The sequence below is a fragment of the Streptomyces sp. NBC_00090 genome, assembly GCF_045160815.1.
In the GTDB taxonomy this organism is placed as follows: domain Bacteria; phylum Actinomycetota; class Actinomycetes; order Streptomycetales; family Streptomycetaceae; genus Streptomyces.
On the sequence record NZ_CP108224.1, the window covers coordinates 6,380,491 to 6,395,198 of the forward strand.

Here is a 14,708-nt window from a genome sequence, read left to right on the forward strand (position 1 = left end):
GCTCAGATCTGGGCGAACGCGTTCTCGATGACGTCGAGTCCCTCGTTCAGCAGGTCCTCGCCGATGACCAGCGGCGGCAGGAAGCGCAGCACGTTGCCGTAGGTGCCACAGGTCAGGACCAGCACACCCTCGGCGTGGCAGGCCTTCGCCAGCGCCGCGGCGGCCTCCGCGTACGGCTCCTTCGTCACCGGGTCCTTGACCAGCTCGATGGCGATCATGGCGCCGCGACCGCGGATGTCGCCGATGGCGGGGAACTTCTCCTGCATGGCGGTGAGGCGGGCCTTCATGACCTCCTCGATGCGCCGGGCCCTGCCGTTGAGGTCGAGCTCCTTCATCGTCTCGATGGAGCCGAGCGCACCGGCGCAGGCCACCGGGTTGCCGCCGTAGGTGCCGCCCAGACCGCCGCCGTGGACGGAGTCCATGATCTCGGCGCGGCCGGTGACGGCGGCGAGCGGCAGACCGCCCGCGATGCCCTTGGCGGTGGTGATGAGGTCCGGGACGATGCCCTCGTCCTCACACGCGAACCACTGGCCCGTGCGGCAGAAGCCGGACTGGATCTCGTCGGCGACGAAGACGATGCCGTTGTCGTTGGCGAACTTCACGATCGCCGGCAGGAAGCCCTTGGCCGGCTCGATGAAGCCGCCCTCGCCGAGGACCGGCTCGATGATGATCGCGGCGACGTTGTCGGCGCCGATCTGCTTGCTGATCTGGTCGATCGCCTGGGCGGCGGCCTCGGGACCGCAGTTCTCGGCACCGGTCAGCCAGCGGTAGCCGTAGGCCACCGGCACGCGGTAGACCTCGGGGGCGAACGGACCGAAGCCCTGCTTGTACGGCATGTTCTTCGCCGTCAGCGCCATCGTGAGGTTCGTACGGCCGTGGTAGCCGTGGTCGAAGACGACGACGGCCTGGCGCTTGGTGTACGAGCGGGCGATCTTCACCGCGTTCTCGACGGCCTCGGCGCCGGAGTTGAAGAGCGCCGACTTCTTGGCGTGGTCGCCCGGGGTCAGCTCGGCGAGCGCCTCGCAGACCTCCACGTAGCCCTCGTACGGCGTCACCATGAAGCAGGTGTGCGTGAAGTCCTGGAGCTGCGCGGCGGCGCGGCGCACGACGGCCTCGGCGGAGGCGCCGACCGAGGTCACGGCGATGCCGGAGCCGAAGTCGATCAGGCGGTTGCCGTCGACGTCCTCGATGATGCCGCCACCGGCCCGCTTGGTGAAGACGGGCAGCGTGGAGCCGACGCCACCGGCGACCGTGTCGAGACGGCGGGCCTGAAGCTCCAGCGACTTCGGACCGGGGATGGCGGTGACGACGCGCCGCTCCTGCGGGACAGCGTTCATGCGGGGCTCCTGGGGGTGTTCTGGACGCACTTGCGGGTTTCCTCCGCAGGCTAGGCGCGCGGGAGGGCGAGAGGCATGCGCCGATCGGGAGTGGTGGCGGGTGTGTCGTTGTCCGGGATGGACATGGCGGCTCCGCTACCACCCCCAAGGGTGAGCGGTTACGCCGCTCGGCGGTGATCGGCGGTGATCGGCCGTACGGGTGGGCGAAACCCCTCCGGGGCGCTTCCGGCCCACTAGATTGACGGTGGCACAGATGCGGCGACCTGGCTGTTCAGGGGGCAGGGGTTCATGGAGACCGACGGCACGTACGAGTCACGCGACGCCAGGGGGCACGCGGTTCCGCGTCCGTCACCGCCCCCGCCCGGCGCCGCACCCGCCGTCCCCCCGACACGGCCCGGTCCCGCGGGGCCCGTTCCGCCGGCCAACACGGGGCCCGCCGTGCCGTCGGCGCCGCCCGGACACACGGGACCCGTCGTACCGTCGCCCGGACCCGCCGCGCCGGCCGCCGCGCACTCCGGCCACCCGGCGCCGGCCGCGCACCGGGGGGCCGTTCCCCCGCCGCCCGTTCCCCCGCCGCCCGGGCACGCGCCCGGACGGGTCGCCGTCGCCGACTGGCTGCGCGTCCCCCGGCCCGCCGCCGACCCCGGGGTCTGGCGCCTCGGGCACCGGCCGCGCCCCGCCGAGGCGCCCGAGGAGGTGCCCGCCCGCCGGCTCTTCGCGGGAGCCGCGATCGCCCTGCTCAGCGGCTGGCTCCTCTGGTCGCTCCTCTGGAACGGCTACCTCGGCGGCTACTGGCTCTGGCCGCTCTACCTCCTCACCCCCGACTCCTGGGTCGGGGACATGGCCTTCGTCTGGGCCTGGCGCGTCTACGTGGGCGTCGTCGCCGTCGGCCTCGCCGTCTTCTTCGCCCGCATCGGCCACGTACCGGACATCTGGCGCCGCTACACCCGCAAGAAGGAAGCCCCCCTCCCGCCGCCCCCGCCCGGCGCCGACCCCGTCGACTGGCCCGAGATCCGGGACGCCGGACTCGCCGACACCGCGCGGACCCTCTCCGAGGCCACCCGGCAGGGCACGCTCGGGGACGTCGACTACGCCCGGATCGGCCGCGCCTGGCAGGGCGTCCGCTCCCGCCCCGACCGGCTGCCCGCCTTCACCGAGGCCGTCCGCACCCGGGGCGCCGCCGCCTGCGCCCATCCCTCGGGCATCCGCGACCTGCCCGTCCGCACCGCGACCCACGACCTGGCCACCGGACAGGTCCTCATCGGCACCGCCGCCGACCACCCCCGCAACCCCTACGCCCGCCGCACCACCGGCGTCGCCCTGGAGCCCGCGCTGCTCGGCACCTCGCTGCTCGCCGTCGGGCCCGCGGGCTCCGGCAAGACCGCCCGGCTGATCCGGCCGGTCGTCGAGTCCCTCTGCCTCCAGGCCCTGGCCAACCGCACCGCCGTCGTCGCCGTCACCGCCCACGGCGCCTCCCTCGGCACCGAGGAGGCCTTCGACCTCGTCGTCGCCGTCGGCCGCCCCGACTCCACCCACGACCTCGACCTGTACGGCGGCTCCGACGACCCCGACGAGGCCGCCCGGATCCTCGCCGAGGCGCTCGTCGGCGACCTCGTGGCCGACAGCCGCCGGGCCGCCACCGCGCTCGCCCAGCTCATCGGCCCCTTCCGGGCCGCGTACGGCCGCTTCCCCGCCGTGCCCGAACTGCGCGAACTCCTCTCCGGCACCCCCGCGGCCCTCGACGCGCTCCGCACCGCTGTCGCCGCCGACCCCGCCCAGCTGCGCGAGCTCGACGCCCGGCGGCGGCAGGCCGAGCGCGGCGACGACCCCGGCGTCCTGCTCGCCGAGCGCATCGCCTTCCTCGACCGGCCCGCCTTCGCCGCCTTCTTCGCCACCGGCCCGGCGGAGCGGCCGCAGTTCTCCCTCCGGGCCCTCGAACACCCCCTCCGGGTCCGCGTCGACCTCCCCGAACGCGGCCATGCCGAAGCCTCCCGGATCGTCTCCCGGCTGCTCCTCGCCCAGTTCACCGAGGCCGCCCTCGGCCGCCGCGACCGCTCCCTCTTCGCCTGCCTGGTCCTCGACGACGCCACGTACACCGTCACAGGCGAGGCCCTCCGGGCCGTCCAGCGGCTCCGCTCCGCGCACGCCGGGGTCGTCCTCGCCCTGCGCAGCCTGGAGGACGTGCCCGAGGCGCTCCGCGGACCGCTGCTCGGCGCGGTCGGCTGCCGGATGGCCTTCGCGGGCCTCGCGCCCTGGGACGGCGGACGGTTCGCCGACGCCTGGGGCACGGAGTGGGTGCAGACGAAGGACGTCACCAACCGGCAGATCATCTCCGACGAGCCCCTCACCAAGGCCCTCCACGCGGTGCGGCGACTGGTGACGGGCAAGGCGACCACCGCGGAGGCCGTGACCGTACGGGAGGTGGAGCGGCAGCGCTGGTCCGCCTCCGACCTCGCCCACGCCGTCCCGCCGGGCCACGCCGTCCTCTCCCTCACCCATGTGCGCGGCGAACACACACCGCCGCTCCTCGTCGAGCTCCGCGGCTGAGCCGAGCGCCGCGGCCGAGCGGGTCCCGTAGCCGGGCCGAGCTTCGCGGCCGAGTGGGTTCCGCGGCCGGGCCGAGCTTCGCGGCCGAGCGGGCTCCGCGGCCGAGCGGGTGCCTTTCGGCCCTGGCACAATCGGGGGCGCCGCTCGGCTGAGCGGCGCCCCCTCGCCCAAAGGTCCGACGGTCCCCAATGCCGCCCACCCTCGCCTCGCTCGTGCAGCACTCCGCCCTCAAGCTGATCGTCCGCGCGGGTGAGGACCGCCTCGACACCCCCGTCCGCTGGGCCCACGTCAGCGAGCTCGCCGACCCCGTCCCGTACATGGAGGGCGGCGAGCTCCTGCTCACCACCGCACTCACGCTGGACGCGGAGGACCTGGAGGCGATGCGCCGCTACGTGCGGCGGCTGCTCGGCGCGGGGGTGGTGGGCCTCGGCTTCGCCGTCGGCGTCAACCACGACTCCATCCCGGCCGCCCTGCTCGAAGCGGCGCGCGAGGAGCACCTGCCGCTCCTGGAGGTGCCGCGCAGGACCCCGTTCCTGGCGATCAGCAAGGCGGTCTCCGCCGCCATCTCCGCCGACCAGTACCGGGCCGTCACCGCCGGCTTCGAGGCACAGCGCGAGCTGACCCGGGCCGCGCTCGCCGAGGGACCGGAGGCGGTCGTCGCCCGGCTCGCCGCGCACGTCGACGGCTGGGCCGCGCTGTACGACACCTCCGGCACGGTCGTCGCCGTCTCGCCCGAGTGGGCGGCGCGCCGGGCCGCCCGGCTCACCCCCGACGTGGAGCGGCTGCGCGACCGGCCCGCGCCCGCGAGCGCCGTGGTCGGCGGCACGGACGACCGCGTCGAGCTCCAGTCGCTCGGGTCCGGGCGGCGGGTGCGGGGCGCGCTCGCGGTCGGCACGGGCGCGCCGCTGGGCACGGCCGAGCGGTACGCGGTGCACTCGGCGATCGCGCTGCTCACCCTCACCACGGAACGTTCCCGCTCGCTCCAGGCGGCGGAGCACCGGCTCGGCGCCGCCGTCCTGCGGATGATGCTCGCGGGCCAGCCGGACCACGCCCGCGCGGTCGCGGGCGACGTGTACGGCGGGCTGCTCGACGCGCCCTTCCGGCTGGTCGTCGCGGAGGCCGCCGGGGGCGAGACGGCGGGGGAGGCCCCGCTGCCGGTCCTCGCCGAGGCGCTGGAGACGGCCGCCGCGCGGGCCGGCGAGGCGGTGCTCACGGTCCCCGAGAGCGAGGGGCGGCTCGTCGTCCTGGCCGGGGACGGGGGCGCCGTCGTCACGGCCTGCCACGGGTACGCGGAGCGGGAGGCGGAGGAGGCCGGGGTCGTCGTCGGGCTCTCGGCCCCGGCCCGACCGGTCGCCGCGGCGGCCGCGTACAAACAGGCGGAGCAGGCCCTCGCGGTGGCCCGGCGGCGGGGCCGCGCGCTCGTCGAGCACGAGGAGCTGGCCGCCGGCTCGGTCCTGCCGCTCCTCGCCGACGACGCGGTACGCGCCTTCGCCGACGGGATGCTCCGTGCGCTGCGGGAGCACGACGCGACGGGCCGCGGCGACCTGGTCGCCTCCCTGCGCGCCTGGCTCTCCCGGCACGGCCAGTGGGACGCGGCGGCGGCGGACCTCGGCGTCCACCGGCACACCCTGCGCTACCGGATGCGGCGCGTGGAGGAGATCCTGGGCCGCTCGCTGGACGACGCGGACGTACGGATGGAGCTGTGGCTGGCGCTGAAGGCGACGGGCGAGGACACCCCGTAGAGGGACCTCGACGGGGTCCGTCTGGAGGGCCCCTCGGACACCCCGTAGAGGGCCCCCCGGGAGAGGGCGTCTACTCGCCCGCGGCGTTGTTTCCGTCGCTCTGCCGCAGGCTCCGCCGTCGGTTGTCGCGCACCAACTCGCCGCCGAGCAGGGTCACCATGGCCACCGCGCGGACCCAGCGCGGGCCGCCCCGCGAGGCCCACACGACGCACGCACACCCTCCGACGGCGAGCACCAGGACGCCGATCAGAACCATCAGGATCATGTTTTCCCCCATTACTGTCGCGGTCGGGGTCATCCTGTCACCCCCGCGCCGAGGGGCCTTTACCCCGCCTCGGCCGTCCAGATTCCGGTATCCCTGCCCGAATGCGGGCAGTTTTCTTGGTCATTGCCTCCTGGACTGCCTACTCTCCTGCACATGACAAGCCCCGCCGTCGATCCGGCCCCCGAGGCGCAGCAGGCCGCCCCCGAACCCCGCACCGCCTCGCCCGCGGCGTCCGCCCGTCGGATCACCGGCGCCGTATGGGCCGCGCTCGGCATCGTGTACGTCGTCTGGGGCTCCACGTACCTCGGCATCCGGATCGTCGTCGAGACGGTGCCGCCCTTCCTCTCCGGCGGCGCCCGCTTCGTCACCGCCGGACTGCTCCTGGCCGGGATCATCGCCTGGCGGCAGGGCCCCGCCGCCCTCAAGGTGACCCGTCGACAGCTCGCCTCGGCCGTCCTCGTCGGCCTGCTCCTCATCCTCGGCGGCAACGGCCTCGTCGTCCTCGCCGAGACCTCCATACCGTCCGGCCTCGCCGCGCTCCTCATCGCCGTCGTCCCCGCCTGGGTCGTCGTCCTCAAGGCCGTCTCCGGCGACCGGCCCACCCTCGGCGGCACCGCCGGCGTGCTCCTCGGCCTCGCCGGCCTCGCCGTCCTGACCCTCCCCGGACTCAGCGGCGACGTGCGGATCGGTGGCGTCCTCCTCGTCGTCGCCGCGACGCTCTGCTGGTCCGTGGGCTCCTTCTCCTCCTCGCGCCTCCCGATGCCGGCCAACCCCTTCACCGCCAGCGCGTACGAGATGATCGCCGGCGGTCTCGCGGGCCTCGCCGTCGGCCTGCTCCGCGGCGAGCAGCACGGCTTTGAACTCTCCGAGGTCTCCACCCGCTCCTGGGCCGCCCTCGCCTATCTGGTCGTCTTCGGCTCGCTGATCGCCTTCACCGCGTACGCCTGGCTCCTCCAGGCCGCCCCGATCTCCCTGGTCGCCACTTACGCGTACGTCAACCCCGTCGTCGCGGTCGCCCTCGGCGCCCTCGTCCTGAACGAGGCGCTGACCTGGCCGCTCCTCCTCGGCGGCGCGATCGTCGTGGCCGGCGTCTGGCTGATCGTCTCGACCGAACGGCGCAGGTGAGGGCGGGCCCGGGCGGGGACGGGCCGCGGTAGCTCTTCGGCCGAAGCGGACAGCGCCGACACCCCACTACTCCATACCGGACAAGCCCGCGCTCGGCGCCCCGGCCCTAACGTGTGACGTGAGCGATCGCTCGCACCCCCGATACGGAAAGGGCCGGGACCGCAATGACGACCACCCACGCCTTCTGGCTCGCCGGCCGCGAGGCCACCGGCGAGGCCACCTTCGACGTCACGAACTCCTTCGACGGACGTCTGGTCGGCAAGGTCAGCGTGCCCACCGAGGCCCAGGTCGAGGAGGCCGTCGCCGCCGCGCACGCCGTCGTCGACGAGTTCGCCGCGACCCCGGCGCACGTCCGCGCCGCCGCCCTCGACCACGTGTCGAAGCGGCTCGCCGAGCGCACCGAGGAGATCGCCCTGCTGATCTCCGCCGAGAACGGCAAGCCCGTCAAGTGGGCCCGCGGCGAGGTCGGCCGTGCCGTCTCCGTCTTCCGTTTCGCCGCCGAGGAGGCCCGCCGCTTCAACGGCGGCGAGGCCCAGCGCCTCGACACCGAGGCCGGTGGCGTGGGCCGTCTCGCCCTCACGCGCCGTATCCCCAAGGGCGTCGTCCTCGGCATCGCGCCGTTCAACTTCCCGCTGAACCTCAGCGCCCACAAGGTCGCCCCGGCCATCGCCGTCGGCGCCCCCATCATCCTCAAGCCGGCCCCGTCGACCCCGATCTCCTCCCTGATCCTGGGCGAGATCCTGGCCGAGACCGAGCTGCCGGCCGGCTCCTGGTCGATCCTGACCGTGCCGAACGACCGCATGCCCGCCCTGGTCAAGGACGAGCGCCTCCCGGTCATCTCCTTCACCGGCTCCGACAAGGTCGGCTACGCCATCCAGGAGTCCGTGCCGCACAAGCACTGCACCCTGGAGCTCGGCGGCAACGCCGCGGCCGTGGTCCTGCCCGACTGGTCCTCCGAGGCCGACCTGGACTGGGCGGCGACCCGTATCGCCACCTTCTCCAACTACCAGGGCGGCCAGTCCTGCATCTCCGTCCAGCGTGTGATCGCCGACGCCTCGGTCTACGACCGCCTGGTGCCGAAGATCGTCGCCGCCGTCGAGGCCCAGGTCACCGGTGACCCGTCCGACTCCGCCACCGACGTCGGCCCGCTGGTCGACGAGGCCGCCGCCCAGCGCGTCGAGTCCTGGGTCGACGAGGCCGTCGCGGCCGGCGCCAAGCTCCTCGCCGGCGGCAAGCGCGAAGGCGCCACGTACGCCCCGACCGTCCTCACCGACCTCCCGGCCGACGTCGCCCTGGCCCGCGCCGAGGTCTTCGGCCCGGTCCTGACGATCGCGAAGGTCGACGGCGAGGCCGAGGCCTTCGCCGCGGTCAACGACTCCGACTTCGGTCTCCAGGCCGGTGTCTTCACCCACGACCTGCAGACCGCCTTCCGCGCCCACCGCGCGCTGGAGGTCGGCGGCGTGATCGTCGGCGACGTCCCGTCCTACCGCGCCGACCAGATGCCGTACGGCGGCGCCAAGCGCTCCGGCGTCGGCCGCGAGGGCGTCAAGTACGCCATGGACGACTACACGTACGAGCGCGTCCTCGTCCTGACGGGCCTCGCGCTCTAAGACGTGCGGGACGGGTGAGACGTACGCCCCGTACGTCTCACCCGTCCGCGAGACCAGGCGGTCCGGGCCCACTGTGCGGGGGCCCGGGCCGCCTTTCGCCTTTCGGGACCCGCGGAAATCGGGTACGACGGACAGAGCCCCCTCGGGGGCGCCCCAAGCCCCGACGAGCGGCGAGGTGAGCATGTCCGCACCCACCCAGCGGCCCAAGGTCACCGAACGCGAGGCCCGGCAGACCGCCGAGGCAGCGCGCGAGCAGGACTGGCACAAGCCCAGCTTCGCCAAGGAACTCTTCCTCGGCCGGTTCCGCCTGGACCTCATCCACCCCCACCCACTCCCCGCCGACGAGGACGTCCGGCGCGGAGAGGCCTTCCTCACCACTCTCCGTACGTTCTGCGAGACCCGGATCGACGGCGCCCGCATCGAACGCGAGGCCCGCATCCCCGACGAGACGATCACCGGTCTCAAGGAGATCGGCGCGCTCGGGATGAAGATCGACCCGGCATACGGCGGCCTCGGCCTCACCCAGCTGTACTACAACCGCGCCCTGGCCCTCGTCGGCTCCGCGAGCCCCGCCGTCGGCGCCCTGCTCTCCGCGCATCAGTCGATCGGCGTACCGCAGCCGCTGAAGCTCTTCGGCACCCAGGAGCAGAAGGACGCCTTCCTGCCCCGCCTCGCCCGCACCGACCTCTCCGCCTTCCTCCTCACGGAGCCCGACGTCGGCTCCGACCCGGCCCGCCTCGCCACCACCGCCGTACCGGAGGACGACACGTACGTCCTCGACGGCGTGAAGCTGTGGACCACCAACGGGGTCGTCGCCGACCTGCTGGTCGTCATGGCCCGCGTCCCCGCCTCCGAGGGCCACCGCGGCGGCATCACCGCCTTCGTCGTCGAGGCGGACTCGCCCGGCATCACCGTCGAGCACCGCAACGCCTTCATGGGGCTGCGCGGCCTGGAGAACGGCCTCACCCGCTTCCACCGCGTCCGCGTCCCGGCCGCCAACCGCATCGGCCCCGAGGGCAGCGGCCTCAAGATCGCCCTCACCACCCTCAACACCGGCCGCCTCTCGCTCCCCGCCGTGTGCGCGGGCGCCGCCAAGTGGTGTCTGAAGATCGCCCGCGAATGGTCGGGAGTCCGCGAGCAGTGGGGCAGGCCCGTCGCCCGCCACGAGGCCGTCGGCACCAAGATCTCCTTCATCGCGGCCACCACCTTCGCCCTGGAGGCCGTCGTCGACCTCGCCTCGCAACTCGCCGACGAGGACCGCAACGACATCCGCATCGAGGCCGCCCTCGCCAAGCTGTACGGCTCCGAGATGGCCTGGCTGATCGCCGACGAACTGGTCCAGATCCGTGGCGGCCGCGGCTACGAGACCGCCGACTCCCTCGCCGCCCGCGGCGAGCGTGCCGTCCCCGCCGAGCAGGTCCTGCGCGACCTGCGGATCAACCGGATCTTCGAGGGCTCGACCGAGATCATGCACCTGCTGATCGCCCGGGAGGCCGTCGACGCCCACCTCTCCGTCGCCGGCGACCTCATCGACCCCGACACCTCCCTCTCCGACAAGGCGAAGGCCGGCGTACGGGCCGGCGGCTTCTACGCCCGCTGGCTGCCCGGACTCGTCGCCGGAGCGGGCCAGCTGCCCGGGGCGTACGGAGAGTTCGGCGACCTCGCCGGTCACCTCCGGTACGTCGAGCGGACCTCCCGCAAGCTCGCCCGCTCGACCTTCTACGCGATGTCCCGCTGGCAGGGCCGCATGGAGCTCAAGCAGGCCTTCCTCGGGCGGATCGTCGACATCGGCGCGGAGCTCTTCGCCATGAGCGCCGTCTGCGTACGGGCCGAACTCCTCCGCACCACCGGCGACCACGGGCGCGAGGCGCACGAGCTCGCGGACGCCTTCTGCCGCCAGGCCCGGCTGCGGACCGAGGAGCTCTTCGGCCGCCTCTGGTCCAACACCGACGACCTCGACCGGCGGATCGTCGACGGAGTCCTCGACGGCCGGTACACCTGGCTGGAGGCCGGCATCGTCGACCCCGGCGACGACGGACCGTGGATCGCGGACGCCACGCCGGGGCCGTCCACGCAGGAGAACGTCCACCGGCGCGTCCCCTGACGGGGCGGCCCGTGTTCCGCCATGCGGAACGCGGGCCCGTCCGGCCGGACGAAACGGCAGGATGACGGCCGTGACCGTCATCGACATCCCCGGCTCCAAGTCCGTCACCGCCCGCGCGCTCTTCCTCGCCGCCGCCGCGGAGGGCACCACCACCCTCCTCAGGCCGCTCGTCTCCGACGACACCGAGGGCTTCGCCGAAGGCCTCACCGCCCTCGGCTACGCCGTCCGCCGCGAGGCCGAGGCCTGGCACATCGAGGGCCGCCCCGCGGGCCCCGGCGCGGACACCGCCGAGGTCTACTGCCGCGACGGCGCCACCACCGCCCGCTTCCTGCCCACCCTCGCCGCCGCCGGCCACGGCACGTACCGCTTCGACGCCTCCGCCCAGATGCGGCGGCGGCCCCTCGGCCCCCTCAGCACCGCCCTGCGCACCCTCGGCGTCGACCTCCGGCACGGCGAGAAGGAGGGCCACCACCCGCTCGCCGTCCACGCCCACGGCGTGAAGGGCGGCGCGCTCACCCTCGACGCCGGGCAGTCCTCCCAGTACCTGACGGCCCTGCTCATGCTGGGACCCCTCACCGCCGAGGGCCTCGACATCACCGTCACCGACCTGGTCTCGGAGCCGTACGTCGAGATCACCCTCGCGATGATGCGGAGCTTCGGCGCCGAGATCCGCCAGGACGGCCGCACCTACCGGGTCGCCCCCACCGGCTACCGGGCGCAGACGTACGGCATCGAGCCCGACGCCTCCACCGCCAGCTACTTCTTCGCCGCCGCCGCGCTCGAACCGGGCCGCTCCGTCACCGTTCCCGGCCTCGGCACCGGCGCCCTCCAGGGCGACCTGGCCTTCGTCGACGTCCTGCGCCGCATGGGCGCCGACGTCGAGACCACCGCCGCCGGGACGACCGTCCGCTCCACCGGCACCCTGCGCGGACTCACCGTCAACATGCGGGACATCTCCGACACCATGCCGACCCTCGCCGCGATCGCGCCCTTCGCCGACGGCCCCGTCCGCATCGAGGACGTCGCCAACACCCGGGTCAAGGAGTGCGACCGCCTCGACGCCTGCGCCGAGAACCTGCGCCGCCTCGGCATCACCGTCCGCACCGGCCCCGACTGGATCGAGATCCACCCCGGCACCCCCACCGGGCCCGCCGAGATCGCCACCCACGGCGACCACCGGATCGTCATGTCCTTCGCCGTCACCGCCCTGCGCACCCCCGGGATCACCTTCGACGACCCCGGCTGCGTGAAGAAGACCTTCCCCGACTTCCACCGGGTCTTCGGCTCGTTTGTCCACACCCCGTGAAGACCGCGCGGTCTTTGCGGCAAGAATGGGGGGCATGAGCGACCGCCCCTCTCCTCTCGCCGATCCGCACATCGCCTTCGACGTGTCCGAAGGACGCCGGGACATCGTCGTCCTCGGCTCGACCGGGTCCATCGGCACCCAGGCCATCGACCTCGTGCTGCGCAACCCCGACCGCTTCCGGGTCACCGCCCTGGCCGCCTCCGGCGGCCGGGTCGGACTGCTCGCCGAGCAGGCGCACCGGCTGAAGGTCGCCGCGGTCGCCGTCGCCCGCGAGGAGGTGCTGCCCGAGCTGCGCGAGGCGCTGAAGGCGCTGTACGGCTCCGAGCCGCTGCCCGAGCTCCTGGCGGGGCCGGACGCCGCCACCCAGCTGGCCGCCTCCCCGTGCCACACCGTGCTCAACGGCATCACCGGCTCCATCGGCCTCGCGCCCACGCTCGCCGCCCTCGAAGCCGGCCGCACCCTCGCCCTCGCCAACAAGGAGTCGCTGATCGTCGGCGGCCCCCTGGTCAAGGCGCTTGCCAAGCCGGGCCAGATCATCCCGGTCGACTCCGAGCACGCGGCCCTCTTCCAGGCGCTCGCCGCCGGCACCCGCGCCGACGTCCGCAAGCTGGTCGTCACCGCCTCCGGCGGCCCCTTCCGCGGCCGTACGCGGGAGCAGCTGGCCCACGTCACCCGCGAGGACGCGCTCGCCCACCCGACCTGGGCGATGGGCCCGGTCATCACGGTGAACAGCGCCACCCTGGTGAACAAGGGGCTGGAGGTCATCGAGGCCCACCTGCTGTACGACATCCCCTTCGACCGCATCGAGGTCGTCGTGCACCCCCAGTCGTACGTCCACTCGATGGTGGAGTTCACGGACGGCTCCACGCTCGCCCAGGCGACCCCCCCGGACATGGGCGGCCCGATCGCCATCGGCCTCGGCTGGCCCGAGCGCGTCCCGGACGCGGCCCCCGCCTTCGACTGGAGCAAGGCCTCCACCTGGGAGTTCTTCCCGCTCGACACCGAGGCCTTCCCGTCGGTCGGGCTGGCCCGGCACGTGGGCGACCTGGGTGGCACGGCCCCCGCCGTCTTCAACGCGGCGAACGAGGAGTGCGTCGAGGCGTTTCTCGCCGGGCGGCTGCCGTTCAACGGAATCATGGATACGGTCACAGCGGTCGTCGCGGAGCACGGCGTTCCCGGCACGGGAACCTCCCTCACCGTCCCGGACGTCCTCGAAGCGGAGACCTGGGCACGGGCCCGGGCCCGAGAGCTCGCAGTGAAGGCAACGGCGGAGGCGCGCGCATGACCGAAGTGCTCTTGTACACGCTGGGCATCGTGCTGTTCGCCCTTGGCCTCCTCGTCTCCATCGCGTGGCACGAGCTGGGTCACCTCTCCACCGCCAAGCTCTTCGGCATCCGCGTGCCGCAGTACATGGTCGGCTTCGGCCCCACGATCTGGTCGAAGAAGCGGGGCGAGACCGAGTACGGCATCAAGGCCGTCCCGGCCGGCGGCTACATCCGCATGATCGGCATGTTCCCGCCGGGCGACGACGGCAAGATCGAGGCCCGCTCCACCTCGCCCTGGCGCTCGATGATCGAGGACGCCCGCGAGGCGTCCTACGAGGAGCTCCAGCCCGGCGACGAGTCCCGGCTCTTCTACACGCGCAAGCCGTGGAAGCGCGTGATCGTGATGTTCGCCGGACCCTTCATGAACCTGGTCCTGGCGGCGGCGCTGTTCTTCGGCTCGATGATGACGCTGGGCGTCGAGGGCCAGACGACCAAGGTCGCCGGCGTCCAGAAGTGCGTCATCAAGCAGAGCGAGAACCGCGAGAAGTGCGCCTCGGGCGACCCCGTCTCCCCGGCCTACCGGGCGGGGCTGAAGGAGGGCGACAAGATCGTCGCCTTCAACGGCACACCGGTGGCGGACTGGGACACGCTCTCGGACCGCATCCGCGACACCATCGGGGCGGCGACGATCACCGTCGAGCGGGACGGCCGGAGCGTCGACCTGCACCCCACACTCGTCTCCAACAAGGTGCCGATGAAGGACGAGGACGGCCAGGTCGTCCAGCCGGTCCGGTACATCGACGCCGGTTACCTCGGCTTCGCCTCCAAGACGGAGGTCGCCGCCCTCGGCTTCGGCGAGACCACCGAACGCATGTCCGACCTGCTGGAGAACGGTGTCCAGTCGGTCATCGCCCTCCCCGGCAAGATCCCCGGCCTCTGGGACGCCACCTTCGGCGACGGGGAGCGGGCCAAGGACTCCCCGGTCGGCGTCGTCGGCGCCGCCCGGCTCACCGGTGAGCTCATGAACATCGAGGCGCCGCCGACGACGATCCTCGTGATGTTCATGAACCTCCTGGTGTTCTTCAACGTCTCGTTGTTCCTGTTCAACATGCTCCCGCTGCTGCCGCTCGACGGCGGCCACATCGCGGGCGCCCTGTGGGAGTCCGTACGCCGCCACACGGCCCGGATCTTCAAGCGCCCCGACCCGGGCCCGTTCGACGTGGCCAAGCTGATGCCCGCCGCGTACGTGGTGGCCGGCGTCTTCGTCTGCTTCACGCTGCTCGTCCTCGCCGCCGACATCGTCAACCCGGTGAAACTGACGTAGCCCCGGACGATGTTCCGGACACAGCTCCAAAGGGGGCCCGACCCGCTGGTGTCGGGCCCCCCGCCCCCGGGGCGGTAACCTCG

The 14,708-nt window shown here is 73.5% G+C and carries 10 protein-coding genes; 8 read left to right on the forward strand and 2 right to left on the reverse strand.

What is annotated here, in order from left to right:
• Window positions 1-2: 2 nt before the first annotated feature.
• Complete coding sequence (gene gabT, locus OG361_RS28745; protein ID WP_405858055.1) at window positions 3-1,337, reverse strand: 4-aminobutyrate--2-oxoglutarate transaminase; 1,335 nt, start codon at window positions 1,335-1,337, stop codon at window positions 3-5.
• A 288-nt stretch (window positions 1,338-1,625) separates the two neighbouring features.
• Here gabT and OG361_RS28750 point away from each other — a divergent pair, with 288 nt between their 5' ends.
• Entirely contained in the window at window positions 1,626-3,884 is a 2,259-nt protein-coding gene (locus OG361_RS28750; protein ID WP_405858057.1) for an ATP-binding protein, read from the forward strand.
• A 188-nt stretch (window positions 3,885-4,072) separates the two neighbouring features.
• Window positions 4,073-5,626, forward strand: coding sequence for a PucR family transcriptional regulator (locus OG361_RS28755; protein ID WP_405858059.1), 1,554 nt, complete (start codon window positions 4,073-4,075; stop codon window positions 5,624-5,626).
• Window positions 5,627-5,696: 70 nt separating this feature from the next.
• Here OG361_RS28755 and OG361_RS28760 read toward each other — a convergent pair whose 3' ends face one another.
• Window positions 5,697-5,891, reverse strand: coding sequence for a hypothetical protein (locus tag OG361_RS28760; RefSeq protein ID WP_405858061.1), 195 nt, complete (start codon window positions 5,889-5,891; stop codon window positions 5,697-5,699).
• A gap of 153 nt (window positions 5,892-6,044) precedes the next feature.
• Between OG361_RS28760 and OG361_RS28765 the strand changes: the two genes are divergently transcribed.
• The 6 genes from OG361_RS28765 to OG361_RS28790 all read left to right on the forward strand — a co-directional run bounded on the left by OG361_RS28765 (window position 6,045) and on the right by OG361_RS28790 (window position 14,625).
• The gene (locus OG361_RS28765) at window positions 6,045-7,016 is read left to right on the forward strand and encodes an EamA family transporter (RefSeq protein WP_405858062.1); all 972 of its coding nucleotides are present in this window, start codon (window positions 6,045-6,047) and stop codon (window positions 7,014-7,016) included.
• 164 nt (window positions 7,017-7,180) lie between these two features.
• Complete coding sequence (locus OG361_RS28770) at window positions 7,181-8,626, forward strand: aldehyde dehydrogenase family protein (RefSeq protein ID WP_405858064.1); 1,446 nt, start codon at window positions 7,181-7,183, stop codon at window positions 8,624-8,626.
• Window positions 8,627-8,807: 181 nt separating this feature from the next.
• A complete protein-coding gene (locus OG361_RS28775; protein ID WP_405858066.1) occupies window positions 8,808-10,730 on the forward strand; it encodes an acyl-CoA dehydrogenase family protein in 1,923 nt (640 codons plus the stop codon).
• Between the two features lie 70 nt (window positions 10,731-10,800).
• A complete protein-coding gene (gene aroA / locus OG361_RS28780; protein WP_405858068.1) occupies window positions 10,801-12,036 on the forward strand; it encodes a 3-phosphoshikimate 1-carboxyvinyltransferase in 1,236 nt (411 codons plus the stop codon).
• Between the two features lie 34 nt (window positions 12,037-12,070).
• Window positions 12,071-13,321: a 1-deoxy-D-xylulose-5-phosphate reductoisomerase gene (gene dxr, locus OG361_RS28785; RefSeq protein ID WP_405858070.1), complete on the forward strand. Its 1,251-nt coding sequence runs from the start codon at window positions 12,071-12,073 to the stop codon at window positions 13,319-13,321.
• Window positions 13,318-14,625 carry a M50 family metallopeptidase gene (locus OG361_RS28790; protein ID WP_405858072.1) on the forward strand — a complete coding sequence of 436 codons (1,308 nt, stop codon included), beginning with the start codon at window positions 13,318-13,320 and terminating at the stop codon, window positions 14,623-14,625. Before dxr ends, OG361_RS28790 begins: the two co-directional genes overlap by 4 nt.
• Window positions 14,626-14,708: the final 83 nt, after the last annotated feature.

Coding starts and splice junctions, on each gene's coding strand:
- OG361_RS28750 (WP_405858057.1), top strand. CDS start 1,626: ATGGAGACCGACGGCACGTACGAGTCACGCGACGCCAGGGGGCACGCG.
- gabT (WP_405858055.1), bottom strand. CDS start 1,337: ATGAACGCTGTCCCGCAGGAGCGGCGCGTCGTCACCGCCATCCCCGGT.
- OG361_RS28760 (WP_405858061.1), bottom strand. CDS start 5,891: ATGATCCTGATGGTTCTGATCGGCGTCCTGGTGCTCGCCGTCGGAGGG.
- OG361_RS28770 (WP_405858064.1), top strand. CDS start 7,181: ATGACGACCACCCACGCCTTCTGGCTCGCCGGCCGCGAGGCCACCGGC.
- dxr (WP_405858070.1), top strand. CDS start 12,071: ATGAGCGACCGCCCCTCTCCTCTCGCCGATCCGCACATCGCCTTCGAC.
- OG361_RS28765 (WP_405858062.1), top strand. CDS start 6,045: ATGACAAGCCCCGCCGTCGATCCGGCCCCCGAGGCGCAGCAGGCCGCC.
- OG361_RS28755 (WP_405858059.1), top strand. CDS start 4,073: ATGCCGCCCACCCTCGCCTCGCTCGTGCAGCACTCCGCCCTCAAGCTG.
- OG361_RS28775 (WP_405858066.1), top strand. CDS start 8,808: ATGTCCGCACCCACCCAGCGGCCCAAGGTCACCGAACGCGAGGCCCGG.
- OG361_RS28790 (WP_405858072.1), top strand. CDS start 13,318: ATGACCGAAGTGCTCTTGTACACGCTGGGCATCGTGCTGTTCGCCCTT.